The sequence below is a fragment of the Arthrobacter sp. RAF14 genome, from assembly GCF_052114185.1.
Taxonomy (GTDB): Bacteria; Actinomycetota; Actinomycetes; order Actinomycetales; family Micrococcaceae; genus Arthrobacter_E.
In genome coordinates this window covers 885,554-902,641 of sequence record NZ_JBFREG010000001.1, presented here as the reverse complement: position 1 = coordinate 902,641, position 17,088 = coordinate 885,554, and the positions used below count along the sequence as shown (strand labels likewise).

17 protein-coding genes and 1 pseudogene are annotated in these 17,088 nt (G+C 69.7%); 4 read left to right on the top strand and 14 right to left on the bottom strand.

Annotated features, from left to right (window positions below; translation table 11 throughout):
* Positions 1-22: 22 nt before the first annotated feature.
* The 5 genes from AB4Y75_RS04240 to AB4Y75_RS04220 are packed head-to-tail and all read right to left on the bottom strand — an operon-like array spanning position 23 to position 5,913.
* Positions 23-1,180: a cysteine desulfurase family protein gene (locus tag AB4Y75_RS04240; RefSeq protein ID WP_441434627.1), complete on the bottom strand. Its 1,158-nt coding sequence runs from the start codon at positions 1,178-1,180 to the stop codon at positions 23-25.
* Positions 1,177-2,079, bottom strand: coding sequence for a carboxylating nicotinate-nucleotide diphosphorylase (gene nadC, locus AB4Y75_RS04235; protein WP_441434626.1), 903 nt, complete (start codon positions 2,077-2,079; stop codon positions 1,177-1,179). Before nadC ends, AB4Y75_RS04240 begins: the two co-directional genes overlap by 4 nt.
* The gene (locus tag AB4Y75_RS04230) at positions 2,076-3,845 is read right to left on the bottom strand and encodes an L-aspartate oxidase (protein WP_441434625.1); all 1,770 of its coding nucleotides are present in this window, start codon (positions 3,843-3,845) and stop codon (positions 2,076-2,078) included. Before AB4Y75_RS04230 ends, nadC begins: the two co-directional genes overlap by 4 nt.
* A complete protein-coding gene (nadA, locus tag AB4Y75_RS04225) occupies positions 3,842-5,155 on the bottom strand; it encodes a quinolinate synthase NadA (RefSeq protein ID WP_441434624.1) in 1,314 nt (437 codons plus the stop codon). The genes AB4Y75_RS04230 and nadA overlap by 4 nt, the downstream gene beginning before the upstream one ends.
* On the bottom strand, positions 5,152-5,913 hold the full coding sequence (locus AB4Y75_RS04220; protein WP_441434623.1) for an NUDIX hydrolase: 762 nt from the start codon (positions 5,911-5,913) through the stop codon (positions 5,152-5,154). Before AB4Y75_RS04220 ends, nadA begins: the two co-directional genes overlap by 4 nt.
* 169 nt (positions 5,914-6,082) lie before the next feature.
* Between AB4Y75_RS04220 and AB4Y75_RS04215 the strand changes: the two genes are divergently transcribed.
* Positions 6,083-6,907 carry an alpha/beta fold hydrolase gene (locus AB4Y75_RS04215; protein ID WP_441434622.1) on the top strand — a complete coding sequence of 275 codons (825 nt, stop codon included), beginning with the start codon at positions 6,083-6,085 and terminating at the stop codon, positions 6,905-6,907.
* 90 nt (positions 6,908-6,997) lie between these two features.
* Here AB4Y75_RS04215 and AB4Y75_RS04210 read toward each other — a convergent pair whose 3' ends face one another.
* A complete protein-coding gene (locus AB4Y75_RS04210; RefSeq protein WP_441434621.1) occupies positions 6,998-8,311 on the bottom strand; it encodes an MFS transporter in 1,314 nt (437 codons plus the stop codon).
* Positions 8,312-8,500: 189 nt separating this feature from the next.
* On the opposite strand from AB4Y75_RS04210, the gene AB4Y75_RS04205 reads away from it, so the two are divergent.
* Entirely contained in the window at positions 8,501-9,922 is a 1,422-nt protein-coding gene (locus AB4Y75_RS04205; RefSeq protein ID WP_441434620.1) for a DUF2130 domain-containing protein, read from the top strand.
* Between the two features lie 73 nt (positions 9,923-9,995).
* On the opposite strand, the gene AB4Y75_RS04200 is transcribed toward AB4Y75_RS04205, so the two are convergent.
* Complete coding sequence (locus tag AB4Y75_RS04200) at positions 9,996-10,361, bottom strand: VOC family protein (RefSeq protein WP_441434619.1); 366 nt, start codon at positions 10,359-10,361, stop codon at positions 9,996-9,998.
* Positions 10,362-10,454: 93 nt separating this feature from the next.
* Here AB4Y75_RS04200 and AB4Y75_RS04195 point away from each other — a divergent pair, with 93 nt between their 5' ends.
* The gene (locus tag AB4Y75_RS04195; RefSeq protein WP_441434618.1) at positions 10,455-11,429 is read left to right on the top strand and encodes a helix-turn-helix transcriptional regulator; all 975 of its coding nucleotides are present in this window, start codon (positions 10,455-10,457) and stop codon (positions 11,427-11,429) included.
* Between the two features lie 62 nt (positions 11,430-11,491).
* Here the strand turns inward: AB4Y75_RS04195 and AB4Y75_RS04190 are convergent, their stop codons facing one another.
* The 3 genes from AB4Y75_RS04190 to AB4Y75_RS04180 all read right to left on the bottom strand — a co-directional run bounded on the left by AB4Y75_RS04190 (position 11,492) and on the right by AB4Y75_RS04180 (position 13,123).
* Positions 11,492-12,430 carry an MIP/aquaporin family protein gene (locus tag AB4Y75_RS04190; protein ID WP_441434617.1) on the bottom strand — a complete coding sequence of 313 codons (939 nt, stop codon included), beginning with the start codon at positions 12,428-12,430 and terminating at the stop codon, positions 11,492-11,494.
* A gap of 178 nt (positions 12,431-12,608) precedes the next feature.
* Positions 12,609-12,941, bottom strand: a complete 333-nt coding sequence (locus tag AB4Y75_RS04185) for a DUF202 domain-containing protein (RefSeq protein ID WP_441434616.1) — start codon at positions 12,939-12,941, stop codon at positions 12,609-12,611.
* A 2-nt stretch (positions 12,942-12,943) separates the two neighbouring features.
* The gene (locus AB4Y75_RS04180; protein ID WP_441434615.1) at positions 12,944-13,123 is read right to left on the bottom strand and encodes a hypothetical protein; all 180 of its coding nucleotides are present in this window, start codon (positions 13,121-13,123) and stop codon (positions 12,944-12,946) included.
* Positions 13,124-13,225: 102 nt separating this feature from the next.
* Between AB4Y75_RS04180 and AB4Y75_RS04175 the strand changes: the two genes are divergently transcribed.
* On the top strand, positions 13,226-14,314 hold the full coding sequence (locus tag AB4Y75_RS04175) for an ADP-ribosylglycohydrolase family protein (RefSeq protein WP_441434614.1): 1,089 nt from the start codon (positions 13,226-13,228) through the stop codon (positions 14,312-14,314).
* A gap of 52 nt (positions 14,315-14,366) precedes the next feature.
* On the opposite strand, the pseudogene AB4Y75_RS04170 reads toward AB4Y75_RS04175, so the two are convergent.
* The 4 genes and pseudogenes from AB4Y75_RS04170 to AB4Y75_RS04155 form a co-directional block, all read right to left on the bottom strand.
* Positions 14,367-14,924: pseudogene (locus AB4Y75_RS04170) on the bottom strand (3'-5' exonuclease); the annotation flags it as partial.
* A gap of 76 nt (positions 14,925-15,000) precedes the next feature.
* A complete protein-coding gene (locus AB4Y75_RS04165; protein WP_441434613.1) occupies positions 15,001-15,687 on the bottom strand; it encodes a hypothetical protein in 687 nt (228 codons plus the stop codon).
* Complete coding sequence (locus AB4Y75_RS04160) at positions 15,684-16,649, bottom strand: ABC transporter ATP-binding protein (RefSeq protein WP_441434612.1); 966 nt, start codon at positions 16,647-16,649, stop codon at positions 15,684-15,686. Before AB4Y75_RS04160 ends, AB4Y75_RS04165 begins: the two co-directional genes overlap by 4 nt.
* A complete protein-coding gene (locus AB4Y75_RS04155; protein ID WP_441434611.1) occupies positions 16,646-17,053 on the bottom strand; it encodes a GntR family transcriptional regulator in 408 nt (135 codons plus the stop codon). Before AB4Y75_RS04155 ends, AB4Y75_RS04160 begins: the two co-directional genes overlap by 4 nt.
* Between the last annotated feature and the right edge of the window lie 35 nt (positions 17,054-17,088).

Genomic DNA, 17,088 nt, shown 5'->3' with positions numbered 1-17,088 from the left:
GTCGGGCACGTGACCTGACGCGTCAGAGAGTTCCGGTCCCCGGAGCGAGCCGGGTGAGGATCTCCCCCACCGCGCGCGCCGTGGTGAGCAGGTCCTCCTCCGACGTGTCGTGCTGCAAACTGAACCGCACGGCCGTGAGCGCGACATCCGCCGGAATGCCCAGCGCGGTCAGGACGGCGGACGGTTCGCTGGAGCCGGCGGCGCACGCCGAACCACTCGAACAGACGATCCCCCGCCGCTCCAATTCGAGCAGGACCGTCTCACCGGCCACTCCGGGGAAGCAGAACGAGGCAGAACCCGGCAGCCGGTCCACGGGATGCCCCGTGAGGATAGCGCCGGGAGCGGCCTCCTGCACGGCACGGATGAACCGGTCCCGGCGCGAGCGGAGCCCCTCGACGGCCTGGCGTTCGGCGTCGGCGAGCTCCAGAGCGGTCGCGAAGGCCACCGCCCCCGCGACGTCCTCGGTGCCGGAACGCCGGTCCCGCTGCTGGCCGCCACCGTGGAGGAGCGCTTCGAACGGCGTTCTGGCCTTCAGGAACAGCACGCCGTTCCCTTTCGGGGCGCCCACCTTGTGTCCGGCCAGGGAGAGCGCCGCGACGCCCAGCCCGCGTACGTCCAGGGACAGGGCCCCGGCGGCCTGCACGGCATCGCTGTGCAGCGGGACTCCTGCCTGCCGGGCGAGGTCAGCCAGGGCCGGAAGGTCCTGGATGGTGCCCACCTCGTTGTTCGCGTACATGACACTGGCCACGGCCGTTCGCTCGCCCAGCAACGCGCCGAATGCCTCCGGCCGGACCACGCCCTGACCGTCCACGGGAACCACGTCCACCGAGAATCCGTGAACCCTCGCCAGATACTCCGCGGATTCGACCACGGCCGGATGCTCGATCGTACTGATCAGCACACGGTCCAGCCGTGGATCACGGGCGCGGCGCGCCAGGGCGATGCCCTTGAGCGCCGCGTTGTCCGCTTCGGTGCCACCGGAGGTGAAGAGCACCTCGGCGGGACGGCAGCCGAGCACCGCGGCCACCCGGCGTCGCGCGTCTTCCAGGAGCGCACGGGCGCCCTCGCCCACCTCGTGGTGACTGGCCGGGTTGCCAAACGTCCCGGCCAGAACGGGCCACAGGACCTGCAGGACTTCCGGGCGGACCGGAGTGGTGGCGGCCGCATCCAGATAGATCACGGCGTGCCCTCGGTGCGGATGTCGATGTCGAGGCCCAGGTCCAGATTGGCGACGCTGTGCGTGATCGCGCCGGACGAGATGACGTCCACGCCGGTCGCGGCGATCGCGGCGATGGTGTCCAGCCGGACATTGCCGCTCGCCTCCACCAGCGCCCGTCCGGCCACTCGCCGCACGCCTTCGGCCAGGTCTTCGAGCGAGAAGTTGTCCAGCATGATGGTGTCCACCCCGGCGGCGAGCACCGGCTCGATCATGTCCAGGCTGTCCACCTCGACCTCCACGTGGACGGTGTGCCCCAGCCGGGTCTTGCCCTCCAGGAGCGCCTGCGTGATCTTCCCGGTGTCTCCGCCGGTCAGGACGGCCAGGTGGTTGTCCTTCACCATGACCGCGTCCGACAGACTGTAGCGGTGGTTGGAGCCGCCGCCGCAGCGCACGGCGTACCGTTCCAGGGTGCGGAGGCCGGGCGTCGTCTTCCTGGTGTCCGTCACGCGTGCCGACATTCCCGCGACGGCCTGCACCAGTGCGTGGGTGGCCGTGGCGATCGCGCTCATGCGCTGCATCAGGTTCAGGGCGATCCGTTCACCCAGCAGCACCGAGCGGGCCGGGCCCTCGATCAGCGCCAGGTCGGCGCCCGGCTCGAAGCCCTCGCCGTCGTCCAGCAGCGCGGTCACCCGCACCCGTGGATCGACCAGCGCGAACACCCGCTGCGCCACGGGGCCGCCACTCAGCACGCCGGGCACGCGGGCGCGCACCACGGCCCGGGCGGTCGCCGAGACCGGGATGAACGCCTCGCTGGTCAGGTCACCGTGGGCGGAGTCCTCTTCCAGGGCGGCCAGGATGATCCGGTCCAGGGACCGGTCATCCGGCGCAGCCAGGAATCCGGAGGTCGAGGTCTGGTTCATGCGGTGGGGATCCTTCCGGAAGGCGAGGGGACGACGGCGGGGCGCGGCTCGGCGCGCCAGCCGAGATGCCGGGGGTCGACGGACCGCCCGGCCGGGGCGTCCGCGCGGAAATGGGCGCCGACGCCGACCTCCCGCGCGAGCGCGCCCGCCACGAGGGCCCGGGCGGCGAGGAGGCTGTGCCGGAACGCCGGGCTGTTCTCCCCGGCGAGCCAGTCGTCCAGCACGGCCGCGGCCCGGGTCAGGCCCTCGGCGGTGCGGGACATCCCGGCGTCGGCGGTCATGAGGTGCTGCAGCGCTTCCAGGCCGGGCGCTTCGAGGGAGGACCCGTGGGACGGCTCGCCGATCGGGGTGGGCAGCGGGGCCACGACCGTGTTCCACTGGCCGGCCGAGTGCACCGCGCCGTCCGAGTGCATCGCGCCGTCCGGACGCTCCCGGGCAGCCGGATCGGACGGAGACGCGGCACCCGCACGTTCGGCCACCAGCGCCTCGATGGTGCGCCGGGCGAAGACGAGCCCTTCCAGCAGGGAGTTCGAGGCGAGCCGGTTCGCGCCGTGCACGCCGGTGCAGGCGACCTCGCCGACGGCTCGTAAACCGGGCACCGAGGTCCTGCCCCAGAGGTCGGTGGCGACGCCTCCCATCCAGTAGTGGGCGGCAGGAGCCACCGGAACGGCTTCCCGCTCCCAGTCGAGGCCGGCGAGCGCCAGCGCTGCGCTGATGCTCGGGAACCTGCGTGCCAGGAAGCCGCGGCCCTCCCGCGCCACGATCGGCCGGGCATCCAGGTACACAGCTCCCTCGGGGGTGCCACGCGCGGCCAGGTGCGCGGCGACCGCCCGGGACACCACGTCGCGGGGCGCCAGCTCGGCCAGCGGATGGTGGTCCGGCATGAAGCGCACCCCGTCCTCGTCCACGAGCAGGGCGCCCTCTCCGCGGACCGCCTCCGAGATCAGCCAGCCGTCCTGCGGCCGGCCCGGCAGCCGCAGCGCGGTGGGGTGGAACTGGAGGAACTCGGCATCCGAAACCACGGCTCCGGCGTCCAGCGCCAGGCCGACTCCCTCACCGAGCGCTCCGGCGGGGTTGGTGGTGCGGGCGTAGAGCCGTCCGGCGCCTCCGGTGGCCAGCAGCACGGCGGCGGCCGTCAGCTCGTGCCGGACCCCGTCACGTTCGAAGACGACACCGCGGACGGACCCGTCACCCTGATCGAGGAGCCCGGTGACCCAGGCGTTCTCCACGAGGCTCACTCGCCCGGACAGCACCTGGGCGATCACGGAGGACACCAGGGCGCGGACGATCCCCGCCCCGGTCGCGTCGCCGCCCACGTGGAGGATCCGCGGGTGGGAGTGGGCCGCCTCGAGGCCGAGGGACGGGTTGCCCGCGGCGTCCGCGTCGAACCGCACCCCGAAGCGCTCCAGGTTCCGCACGTCCAGCTCGGCGCCGGAGCAGAGCACACGGACCGCTTCCGGGTCACACAGCCCGGCACCGGCCGCCAGGGTGTCCTCGATGTGTGACTCGACCGAATCGCCGGGGGCGCGGCGGTCCCCGTCCAGCACGGCGCAGATGCCGCCCTGGGCCGCGAAGCTGTTGCTGGCCTCCAGCTCACTCCGGGTCAGGAGCACCACGGGGATCCCGGCTTCGGCGGCCAGCAGCGTGGCGTAGAGGCCCGCGATCCCGGCTCCGACGACGGCGAGCCCTGCCGCGGTGCCCGTGCCGCCGGGGCGCGAGGCGCCGTCGTCGTGCGCGTCCGAGGACACCACCGGGCGGGGTGTCATGGCCGCGCCGCCAGCATCCGTTCCAGGGCGACACGCGCGCCCTGCTGAACGGCGTCGTCCACCACGATCTGGTTCACCACGCGTCCCTGCACCAGTTCCTCCAGCACCCAGGCCAGGTAGGCGGGGTGGATGCGGTACATGGTGGAGCAGGGGCAGATCACCGGGTCCAGGCAGAAGATGGTGTGCTGCGGGTACTCCGCCGCGAGACGGTTGACCATGTTGATCTCCGTGCCGATGGCGAAGGTGGTGGGCTCGGTGGCGGCGGCCACGGCTTTACGGATGTGGTCCGTGGACCCGGCGGAGTCGGCGGCGTCCACCACGTCCATAGGGCACTCCGGGTGCACGATCACCGTGACACCCGGGTGGTCCACGCGCGCCTTCTCGATCTGGGCCACCGTGAAGCGCTTGTGCACCGAGCAGAAGCCCTGCCAGAGGATGACCTCCGCTTCCTCCAGCGTCGCCTCGCTGTTGCCGCCCAGGTCCTTGCGCGGGTTCCACAGTGGCATGTGCTCCAGCGGGACGCCCATGGCCTTGGCGGTGTTGCGGCCCAGGTGCTGGTCCGGGAAGAACAGGACCCGCTGCCCGCGCTCGAAGGCCCACTCGAGCACCGTGGCGGCGTTGGAGGAGGTGCAGACGATCCCTCCGTGCTCGCCGCAGAACGCCTTGAGCGCCGCGGAGGAGTTCATGTAGGTGACGGGGATGACGGGAACCTTGCCGTCGGCGTCCGGCTCGGTTCCGTAGATCTCCTCGAGCTGCTCCCAGCACTCCTGCACGGAATCGATGTCCGCCATGTCGGCCATCGAGCAGCCGGCCGCGAGGTTCGGCAGGATCACGGACTGGCGGTCGGTGGAGAGGATGTCCGCCGTCTCCGCCATGAAGTGCACGCCGCAGAAGATGATCGCTTCGGCTTCAGGCTTGGTCAGGGCCGCGTTCGCGAGCTGGAAGGAGTCCCCCACGAAGTCCGCGTACTTGACCACTTCATCCCGCTGGTAGAAGTGACCGAGGATGACCGCGCGGTCCCCGAGCGTCTCCTTGGCCGCCAGGATCCGGCGGTCCAGTTCGGCGTCGCTCGCCTGCTTGTACTCGGCGGGGATCTCACCCTGCCGGGGTGTGGCGGCGGGTGCGACGTCGGCGCTGGAGGCGCCGGGTCCGTACGCCGGGATCCCCCGGGCGGCTTCCGCGGCGTCGTATTCCCAGGGTCCACTGGCGAGCTCGGTGCTGCACGTGCTCTGACCGGCCGCGCCGGACTGGGCCGCGCTCTCGGCCTGTTCGCGCGTCAGGAGCTGAATGGTGGCGTTGACACTGCTCATGAGGGAGTCCTTGCTGTGTTCGGTGCTTTCTGGGGAGTGCTCGACGGCGCGGGGCCGGTGTAGCGGTAAAGGCGCGGGGGCCGGTGCTTGCCGCCCTGGAGGTAATGATCGCTGGGCTCGATGCCGACGGCGTTCTTCACGTGCCGGCGGAAATTGGCCGGGTCCAGCGGCTTGTCCAGGACGGCTTCGTAGACCTCGCGCAACTGGGCCAGGGTGAAGTACTCACCGAGGAGGTGGAACGCGATCGAGGCGTATTCCATCTTGTTGCGGAGCCGCCAGAGGGCGTAGTCCACGATCTCCTGGTGGTCGAACGCCAGGTCCGTGACCCGGTCCGCCCGGAACCAGCGCACGTTGTCCTCCTCCCCGGGCAGCTCGGCCTCCTCAGGCTGGACCAGGGCCCAGTAGACGATGCTCACCACGCGCTGTGCCGGCGAACGGTGCAGGCCGCCGAAGGCGTACAGCTGTTCCAGGTAGCGAGGGGCCAGGCCCGTGGTGTCGAGGAGGTTGCGGGAGGCGGCTTCGGGAAGCGATTCGTCATGCCGGAGAGGGCCGCCCGGCAGCGCCCACTGTCCCTTGAAAGGCTCCCGGATCCGCCGGACCAGGGGCAGCCAGAGAGTGGGACGGCCGGACGTCTCGCTGGGCTTGAGCGCGAAGATGACCGTGGAGATGGCCAGGCCCGGTGGAGCGATGCGCCGTTCCGAGACGTTGCCTGCCGCGTTCGGAAGCACGGTGCTCCCGGCGGGGTGCCATTCACTCATCGACTCACCTCCTCAGTTAAAGTCACTATGACTATAACTAAGGATACTCCTTCTCACACCACAAGCTCATCCCCATCTCCCCGAACCGGCCGGAGAGCCTGAGCCGACCGCCGCATTGCGGTTACAGTGGGACAAACGGCTGAAACACACGGCTGCAGAGGAGACGAGCATGACCCGGCACGCAGGCCAGAACCATCCGCACACCGTGGAGGGAAGCGATCCCGGGCTCAACGTCGAGGTGTTCCGCGGCGACTCCGACGCCGGGCTGCCGCCCATCCTGCTGGTGCACGGCTTCTCCTCCAGCATCGAACTCAACTGGGTCCAGAGCGGCTGGGTCCGGGACCTCGTGAAGGCCGGCCGCTGGGCCATCGCCGTGGACCTCCCCGGTCATGGGCACAGCGCGGCACCCGCCGACATGGACTCCTACTCCCCCGGCAAGATCCGCGCCGACCTCCTGCAGGCCGTGACCGACGTCGGGGTCCGGCCCCTGCGTGACGGCGACGCGGGCAGCGGCCTCGACGTGGTGGGCTACTCCCTGGGCGGGCGCATCGGCTGGGAGATCGCCGGAACGCAGCGCGGACTCGTCCGGCGCGCGGTGCTCGGCGGACCGAGCCACAACGATCCACTGGCGGAGTTCGACGTCGTCGCGGCGCAGCGCCACTTGGCGGACGGCACCCCGATCGCGGATGAATCCACCGCGGCGCTGCTCACCATGGCGCAGCTGGTGCCGAGCAACAACATCTTCGCGTTCCTGACCCTGATCGAGGCGGCCAAGGTGGAGCCGTTCGATCCTGAGGATGCCGTGCCCCGTCAGGACATCCTCCTCGCCGCAGGCTCGGAGGATCCCCGCGCGGCGTCACTCCCCACTCTCGCCGCGCTGGTGGAGGCGGCGGCTGGTCATGCCGAAACGCTCCTCATCCCGGGGCGGAATCACACGAACGCCGTCACCAGCCGGGTCTTCAAGGAAGCGGCGCTGGAGTTCCTGGGCCGCTGAGACCCGCACGCCCTGAGGTGAGTGCTCAGGAGGTGCGGGTTCCGACGCGCGGGACCCGCCACTGCTGAGCACTCAACGGGGAAACAGCACTCAACGGGACAGCGCCTTGAGGATGCGCCCGGCCACGAGCCCGAAAAGCATGAGCAACAGGGCCGCCGAACCGGAGACCAGGAAAGCCGGATGCGAACCGCCGGCCTGCGCCGCGGCACCGGCCACGGCGTAGCCCAGGGCGGTCCCGGCCACGATCCCGCTCGACAGGGCCGTCATCACCGTGGACATGCGGGCCGCCGGGGCCACCTGGGCGCCGATCGCGAAAACCGTCACCATGAGCGGTCCCACCGCGACGCCCAGCAGGAGCAGCACCGGAATGATGCCGCCGAGATTCAGGGGCAGCAGGAGCAGCGCACTGCCCACCGTGAGCAGGAGGGCGCTGAACACCCACCGCGCCCCCTGCCGGAACCGTTCGGGCCAGGCCGCGATGGACAAGGCCATGACCGCGGAACTGAGTCCCATGGCGGAGTAGAGCAGGCCTGCCAGCTCCGGATTCCCGAACTCGCCCGCGAAGGCGCTCAGGGCGGCCTGCGTGCCGCCGAAGAAGGTCCCCATGCAGACCATCGCGAGCACGGCGACGACGATCATGGCCAGACGCAAGCGGCCCGCGCCGCCGGGGGTGTCCGCCGTCGTCGTCCCGGAGGGCGCGTTGCGTGAGCCCTGCGCCGCGGCGACGCTCGGATGAACGGCGAAGAGCGGGACCAGCACCAGGGTGAGGAGCGCCGCGAGCGCCAGAGGCAGCCAGGGCGCCAGGAACGCCGCCAGGGCTCCCACCAGCGCGGGGCCGAGCACGAACGTGAGCTCGTCCGTGGTGCCCTCGAAGGACATGGCGACGTCGTTCATCCCGGCCCGCGAGCCGCGCTTCCGCCCGATCAGCGCCAGCCACCGTACCCTCGACAGCGGTCCCACCTGCGGCGAGGTGAAGCCCCCGGCGAAGGCCGCGGCGACGATCCAGGGCACGGAGGGCTCCTGCGACGCCAGGCACGCTCCCAGCAACAAACCGAGAGAGACCACATTGGCTGCGGCGTAGCCCAGGAGGACCGGGCGCTGCCCCAGCCGGTCCGCGAGCATTCCCACGAGCGGCGCTCCGACCGCGGAGCCGATGCCGACGGCTCCGGCGGCGAGCCCGGCCGAGGCATACGAATGCGTGACCGCGGTGACGAGGCTCATGGTGCCGATGGTGAGCATGGCCAGCGGAAGGCGGGCCAGCATGGTGAGGAAGATGTACCAGCCACCGCTGAGGCGCGGGAGCTGCGCGTACTGCCGGAACATGCCGACGATGCGCTCCCAGGCGGAGACCGGGGATGCCGCCACGGACGGGCGGTCTTCGGAGGTACGGGAGGGTGCTGTCATGCGCAGGACTCCTGAAAGGTGATACTGCAAACGCAGTGCGCACCGTCCCTGCCACCCGATGCGCCCAACCCTGTGTACTCCCTCCAGTATACCGGGGTTCCCGCCCACGCACCGCGTCGGGGAGACGCCTCCTTCGCTATAGGCTGGGGGCTGCGGGACGGATCCCGGCGATGCGGAAGGAGCGTGGACATGCACGAGGTGGTTTGCCCCCATTGCGGGAAAGCCTTCACGATCGATGAGGCGGGATATGCCGAGATCGTCCGGCAGGTCCGGGACCGCGAGTTCGAGGATCAGCTGCACCAGCGCCTGGAGCTGGCCGAGAAGGAGAAGGCCGCCGCCGTCGAGCTCGCCGAATCCCGGATGGCCCAGGAACTGCAGAAGTCCGCCACCGCCAAGGACACCGAGATCCAGGATCTGAAGGCCCGGCTCGATGCCGAGGAGACCGCGCGGAAGCTCGCCGTGGCGGAGGCGCTCGGCGGTCTGGAGAAGGAGCGGGACGCCCTCCAGGGTGAACTCCAGCAGGCGCGGCGTGAGCAGCAGACCGCCACCAAGCTGCTCGAGGCGAAGCTCCGCAGCGAACTGCAGGCCGCCGCGGCCGCGAAGGACGCCGAGATCCAGAACCTCAAGGCGAAGCTCGACGCCGGCGAGACCGCCCGGAAGCTCGCGATCGCCGAGGCGGTGGGGACCGTGGAGAAGGACCGTGACGCTCTCAAGAACGAACTGGACCGAGCGGCCCTGGAGAAGAAGCTCGCGGAGCAGGCGCTCAAGGACAAGTACGAGACGCAGCTGAAGGACCGCGACGACGCCATCGAGCGCCTGCGGGACATGAAGGCCAGGCTGTCGACCAAGATGGTCGGCGAGACCCTGGAACAGCACTGCGAGACCGAGTTCAACCGCCTGCGGGCCACCGCGTTCCCGCGCGCGTACTTCGAGAAGGACAACGACGCCCGCACAGGCAGCAAGGGTGACTACATCTTCCGCGACAGCGATGAGAACGGCACCGAGATCGTCTCCATCATGTTCGAGATGAAGAACGAAAGCGACGGCACGGCCACCAAGCACCGGAACGAGGACTTCCTGAAGGAACTCGACCGGGACCGTGCCGAGAAGGGGTGCGAGTACGGTGTTCTGGTCAGCCTTCTCGAGGCGGACAGCGAGCTCTACAACAGCGGGATCGTGGACGTGTCCCACCGCTACCCGAAGATGTACGTGGTCCGTCCCCAGTTCTTCATCCCGATCATCACCCTGCTGCGCAACGCCTCGCTGAACTCGCTGAAATACAAGACGGAACTGGAACTCGTCCGGGCGCAGAACATCGACATCACGGACTTCGAGGACCAGCTCGAGGACTTCAAGTCCCGCTTCGGCAAGAACTACGATCTGGCGTCGCGCCGCTTCCACGAGGCGATCGACCAGATCGACAAGTCGATCGCCCAATTGCAGAAGGTCAAGGAATCGCTGCTCGGTTCCGAGCGGAATCTGCGCCTCGCCAATGACAAGGCTCAGGACGTGACCATCAAGAAGCTCACGCGGGGCAACCCCACCATGGCGGCCAAGTTCGCCGAACTGTCCCGTCCGGCGGCCGCCCCGGAACAGCCCACGCTGGAGTAGCGAGGCCGCTCCGGGCCGGGGCACGGCTCACATGGTCAGGCAGTGCACGTCTGTTCACGCAGGGCTCACCCGGTCAGTCGACCGGCGACACACGGATGAGGTTGCCGTCAGGGTCCGCGACCACGAAGGTGCGGCCGAAGACGTCGTCGTGCGGTTCGTCCAGCACGGTGACGCCTTTCGCCACCCAGCGGGCGAAGAGCGCGTCCACGGCGGACGCCGAACCCGGCACCATGAGGCCGATCTCGCTCGTGCGCGGTGTCCCCGGGACGGCCTGTTCGCTGCGGCCGGTCCACAGGGCGAACAGCACGCCCGGCGCCGCCTCGAAGGCGATGTAGCGGGGGCTGGTGAACGCAGGCGTGATCTCGAACAGATCGCTGTAGAATGCGGTCGAGGCCTCGGCGTCACTGACATAGAACAGAAACAGATTCGGCGCGGACATGGGAACTCCTCCGATGAGTGGTGATCAGTACCCGACCAGCCGATCAGGGAATCACGACAACCGGTGTCACCTTTTCTGGGAGGATGGGTTCCCATGAAGGCTTCACGGCTGCTGCACCTGCTGCTTCTCCTCCAGATCCGCCAGCGGGTGACCACCGCGGAGCTCGCGGAACGCCTTGAGGTCTCACGCCGGACCATCCTGCGGGACGTCGAAGCGCTGTCCGCGGCGGGTGTCCCGGTGTACGCGGAGCGCGGGCGGGCAGGCGGCATCGTCCTGTTGTCCGACGCCCGGCTGAACGCCTCACATCTGGACCCGGCCGAGCTGGAGTCGCTCTCGGTCACCGGCCTGGACGCCGGGCAGCTCGAGAAGCTGGGGCTCTCCGCCGTGCACCAAGCCGCCGCGCGCAAGATCGCCGCCCGGGTCGCCACGGGCCCCGATGCGCGGACCATGGTCCGCCTGGCTGATCTGGTCCACGTCGAGAGCACGGCCTGGTTCGCGGGCCAGGATCCGGGGGTCGACGTCGCGGACCTCGCCTGGGCTCTCCGTGAGCGGCGCCGGATGCGGATCGAGTACCGGCGCAACGCGGAGTCGCTGCCGTCCTGGCGGGAGCTGGATCCTTACGGGCTCGTCGCGAAGTCCGGGCGCTGGTATCTGGTCGCGGACGCCGACGGCGAGGGTCGTCTGTTCGCCCTGGAGCGGCTCTCCGGCTTCCAGCTGCTTGAGGCACAGGCGGTCCTGCGCGACGGCGAGACGCTGCGGACGGTCTGGACGGCGTTGAAAGATCGCACCGAGTCGCCCGGACGGGTGAGCGTCACGGTGCGTCTGCGCGCGAGCCGCCTCGATCTCGCCCACCGGATTCTCGGCACCCGGATCCAGACGGTCTCCACCGCTGAGGACGGCTGGTGCACCGCCGTCGTCCGCTACCCGGACCTCGAAGGGGTGCGTCAGTTGCTGCAGTTCGGGGACCACGTCGAGGTCCTCTCCCCCGAGGAGGCCCGCATCCGTGTCCGTCAGCTCGCCCAGGACCTGGTCTTGCGGCACGCGCCGCGAACCGCCGGGAACGGCTGACTCCGGGAACGCGAGAGGCCGCCGACCWCACGGTCGGCGGCCTCCAACGGCGGCGCTCCGGGCTACTTCTTGTCGAAGAAGTCCCGGGCCTCCTCATGCTCGGCGGCGGCGCGGTCGTCCTCCGGCTGCTCCTGGGGAGCCTCCGCAACCACGGTCTCCTGCACGACGACGGCGTCAGCCTCCGCCGGAAGGCTCGCTTCCGCCGCGCGGGTCTCCTCGGCCGCGGCAAGGTCAGCCCCCGTGACGGTGATGAGACGGACCACCATGCCGGTCAGCAGGGCGCCTGCGAGCGGAGCGACCCAGAACAGCCACTGCTGCTGGAGCGCCCACGGCTCGGCGAAGATGGCGGTGGCCAGAGAGCGCACCGGGTTGAACTGGCTGTTGGACAGCCCCTGGGCGAACTGTCCCAGGACGGCCAGAGCGAGACCCACCGAGACGGCGGCGGCAGGGATGTTGCGGTTCTTGCCGTCCTTGCTCGCGGCCAGGTACACGGCGGCCAGCACCGCGGCGCCGACGATCTCGACCAGAAGTACACCGGGCAGCTGCACCGAGAAGGGCGAATGCTCGGCGTAGCCCGCGGCGACGAAGCGGAAGGAGCTGTCCACCTTGATGCCCGGGATGTTGCGGAGCACGGCGGCGAGCGCCAGCGCCGCGCCGAGGGCGCCGACCAGCTGCGCGAGCAGGTAGACGATCGCGTCACGCCAGGCCGAGCGTCCGGCGACAGCGGAGGCCAGCGTCAGGACCGGGTTGAAATGCCCTCCGCTGACACGGCCCAGAGCATACATGGCCGCGATGGTCGCCAGACCGGTGGCGATGGGACCCGGGAACAGGGCGAGTGAGGTGTTGGTGAACATCACCACGCCTGCGCCTGCCAGGACCACCAGGAAGGTGCCCAGAACCTCGGCCCCTGCGCGCAGCAGCAGGCCATGTGCCGGCTTCTGTCCGCTTCCGGGGATCGTACGGATGGCCGTTTCGGCGCGCTCAGCGTCGACGGAAGTCATGAATGTCCTGTCCTTCGAATATCAGCTTGATGTGATGCGCGGCAAGGTTCCGGCCACGCGGGCCCCCTCACCATGGCATCACTGCCTGGGAGCCCCCTGTAGCCCTAAGTCTAGTGCCAGGGGTCCCCGGGCTGAGCTCTGCGAAGTCCGGGGCAGGCACTGGACGCTAGTGCCCGGGTCAGCGCACCAGCATGACGGCCACGGCGCAGCAGGCCAGCAGGCACACTGCGGCCGAACTCCCGGCGATGGCCAGCGCCCGGGGCGCGCCCTCGCCGTCGCGCAGGTGACGGACACGCAGGACCGCGAAGGCGCACACCACCACGGTCGCCACGGCCGCGGCTGCCACGGCGACGCCGTTCACCAGCGTCACGGGTCCGCTGCCGTCGGCCCGGGGGAACAGCCAGGACCGCAGGATGAAGAAGTCCACCACCAGCAGGGAGAGCAGGGTGCGGCGCCACGCGAGCGCCGTGCGCTGCGGCTGCAGCCCGGGATCCCGTTCGGGATTCTCCACGCTCAGTGCCGCACCACGATCAGAACGGCCAGCACCATCGCGGCCAGCACCACCACCACGCTCATCACCAGGAGGATCCAGGAGAACGGCAGTTCGCGGCCCTGACGCATGGCGTCCTCCGCCTGGGCCCAGCGCCGGTACGCCATCCCGGCCAGCCCCGCGCCGATGAGAGCCAGCACCACGCACAGGACGACACGAAGGAGCGCGGGGGCGATGCCCGGCGCCAGCTGGTCCAGGTGCCGGGACGTGCGCCCGGCACCTGCGCGGGACGATAGATTGGCACCATGGCAATCGCATCGAAGATCCGTGGCACACTCCTGGGCGGGGCCCTGGGAGACGCTCTCGGCTATGTGGTCGAATTCGACCGTGTCCCCGTCATCCGCGAGCGCTTCGGCGCGGCCGGGCTGCAGGGCTTCGAACAGCTGAGCGGACCCGTGGACTTCTCCGATGACACCCAGATGACCCTGTACAGCGCGGACGGCCTCGCGGACGTGCTCGCCTGGGCCCGCGACGGGGTGGGCGCCGATGAGGTGGCGTGCGTGTGGCTGGCCTACCTCCGGTGGCTGCAGACCCAGGGGGTCGCCCTGCCGGATTCGGCCCCGCATCCCCAGCCGCGGTGGATCGACGCCCAGGAAATCCTGCACCACCAGCGCCACCCCGGCAACGCGTGTCTCACGGGGCTCTCAAGCGGCGAGATGGGCACCGCTGCCCGCCCCGTGAACCCGGACAGCAAAGGCTGCGGCACGGTGATGCGGTCAGCGCCGTTCGGTCTGGTCCCCCAGCTCGAGCCCGCCGCCGTGCTCCGGCTGAGCGCCGACGCCGCTTCCCTGACTCACGGGCACCCTTCCGCCCGGCAGTCCGCCGCGCAGTTCTCGCTCCTCATCCACGAGCTGCTCCTCGGGGCCACGCTCGACGGCGCCGCCTCAGCTCTGGTCCGGCGCCTCGACGAGGATCCCACCATCGACCCCGCCCTCAGACTCCGGGTCTCCCGGGCGGTGGAGCTTGCCGGGGAGGGCCGCCGGCTCTCCCCCGAGGAACTGTGCGCCGAGCTCGGTGAGGGCTGGGTGGCCGAGGAGGCTCTCGCCATCGCGCTGTACGCCGCGCTGGCCACCCAGACGACCGGACAGGACACGGAGGGGGCGACGGCGGACGGCCGCGCCGCCGCGGCGCCGGCCGAGCGGCACTTCCGCTCGGCCGTCGCGCTGGCGGTCAACCACGATGGGGACTCCGATTCCACGGCGTCCCTGACCGGTAACATCCTCGGCGTGCTGTACGGCGAGGAGGCACTTCCGGGGGCCTGGCTGCGGAGCGTCACGGGGCTGGACGTGGTGGAGCACATCGCGGACGAACTCGCCCGGCTGGTCTCCGAGTAACCGGACTCCGGGCAGCAGACCCGCCCGGTCAGCGGGTGGGCACGCCTGAGGTCTGGGGCACCGTCATGCCGAGAGTCCGGTAGAGCTCCTCGATGGAGCCGGCGCCCTGACGCCTGGCGATGTCGACCAGGATCCCGGCGCAGGCGCGGGCGTCCTCGGCGGGGTCGTGATGATTGATCAGTGGGACACCGGCCTGATGGGCGGCGAAGGGCAGCGAGTTGGACGGCAGGCTGTAGCAGCGCCGGGACAGCACCACCGTGCAGGCGTAGCGATAGCGCGGGGCCCGCTCCCCCGAGACCCTCAGCGCGGATTCGATCACGCCGAGGTCGAAGGCGGCGTTGTGCGCCACCACCACGTCGTCGCCGAGGAATTCCTGGATCCGGGGGAACAGCTCCAGGAACCGTGGCTCCCCCGCCACTTCATGCGGGTGGATCCCGTGGATCGCGATGTTGCGGGGATCGAAATGATCGTGGCCCGCGGGAGGCCGGATGAGGAAACAGTCCTCCTCCACCACCAGTCCGTCACGGACACGCGTCATGCCCAGGGCACACGGAGAGCCCCAGAATCCGTTCGCGGTCTCGAAGTCGATCGCGGTGAAATCCAGGGGCACCGTTCAAGCCTACGCCTTCCGGCGGGGCCGGGCATCCGGCCCCGCCGGAAGGTCCGGGAGGGGTGCCGCCGACCGGTCAGGGCACGGCGCGGCGGATGGTGAGGAACGCTCCCAGTCCCATCGCCACCGCCAGGAGGGCGAGGATGCCGGACAGACCCAGGACGGAGATCCGGACCAGGAAGTCCCCCACCGTGCCCCAGAAACCACCGAGCGTGATGACGAAGATCGCGGCCACCACCAGCAGAGCCAGGCCGATGCTCACCACGAGGACTCCCGTGACGCCCCAGCGCTTGTACAGCGTGGCGCCCCAGAACCCCAGGGTGAAGAAGAACAGGGTGATGACGAAGGACACGATCATGCTCTGCCACCACGGGCCGTCGAAGAGATACGGGACACGGAAGAAATACCCGTCCATCCCCCAGCCGTGCGTCGCGAGCTCCACCTGGGTGCCGATCCCGTAGATCACGGCCATGCCGAGCGCGACGGCGGAGAACGTCACGTAGGTGCCCAGGAAGTACGCCCTGCGCGTCACGCTCATGCCCAGCGAGAACGGGAACGTCAGCGTGAGGCTCTGGATTCCGAGGGCGAAGAAGTACCAGAGCGGAGCGAACGGAGCACCGCCGCTGTACTTCGGGCCCGTGGGGATGATGGCGTAGAGCGCCAGGCACAGGGCGAACGCCCCACCGAGGATGACGGCCGGGATTCCCAGGAACGTCCACTTGTTGATCAGCTGCATGCGGCTCACCGCGAGGACCCTGTTCACCGGGTCACCTCCTTGCTGTCCGCGCCGCGACCGGGACGGGCGGCGTCGTTCAATGAGCTCTCCGCGCCCTGGGCGGACAGGGAGGCATGGACCACCAGTTGCTGGAGCGAGACCTGCCCGATCGCGAGTCCCAGTTCGGCGGCTTCCCGGCGTTGCGCGGGGCTGAGCCGCCCGGCGATGGAGACGGAGACGGTGTTGAGCAGCCGCTCCTCGAAGAGGACGGGATAGCCGTCGATGAAGGGGGCCACCACGTCGGCAGGTCCGGCCACACTGACCGCCGAACCGCGGATCTCCTCCGCCTCGTCGTCCATGATGATGCGGCCCTTGTCGATGACCACGATGTGCTCCAGGAGATTCGCCACCTCGTCGATCAGGTGGGAGGAGAGCACCACCGTGCGGGGATGCTCGGCGAAGTCCTTGACCAGGTGGTCGTAGAACAGGTGGCGTGCCACGGCGTCCAGGCCGAGGTACGGCTCATCGAAGAAGGTCAGTTCCGCGCGGCTGGCCAGGCCGATCACGATCCCGACGGCGGAGAGCTGGCCACGGGACAGCTTTTTGATCCGTCGCTTGAGCGGCAGCTGGAAGTCCTCCGCCAGCCGCTCGGCGAAAGCCTGGTCCCAGTCGGCGAAGAACAGGGATGCGGCCTGGAACGCCTGAGCCGGGGTGAAGTCATCCGGGTATTTCTGCGACTCCCGGATGAAGCAGATCCGGCGCAGGACCCGCTCGTTCTCATACGGGTCCTCGCCGAACACGCGGACGGTGCCGCTGCTCGGGAAGCCCTGAGCGGTGAGGATCGACATCAGGGTGGTCTTCCCCGCCCCGTTGCGGCCCAGCAGGCCGTAGATCCTGTCCTGGCGGAATTCCAGGTTCACCTCGTCCAGCGCGGTGACGTCCTTGTACTTCCGGCTGAGGCCTTGCACCTGGACCACCGGCTGGTGGTTCACGACTGCCTGTTCGTTCATGACGTTGCCTTCCCCTGAGTGCTCGCGTGCTGCTCGTCCGCGGCGCCCTCGTCCAGCGCCGAGGCCAGCATCGCCAGGAGTTCGGCGCGGGCGATGCCCAGCTTTCCGGCCTCGAGGCAGAGTGGCTCCACGAACTGCGACTTGAAGTGCTCACGGCGGCGGCCGAGCAGCTTGTCCCGGGCGCCGGCGGTGACGAACATGCCGATGCCGCGACGCTTGTACAGGATTCCTTCTTCCACCAAGGTGTTCACTCCTTTGGCAGCCGTGGCCGGATTGATGCGGTAGTACTGGGCGAACTCGTTGGTCGAGGGCACCTGGGATTCCTCCGGAAGAGCACCCGAGACGATGTCGTTCTCGATCAGAGCCGCGATCTGAAGAAAGATCGGGCCGGAGTCGTCGATCACCGCACACCTCCCAACCACACTGGTTCATTACTCAT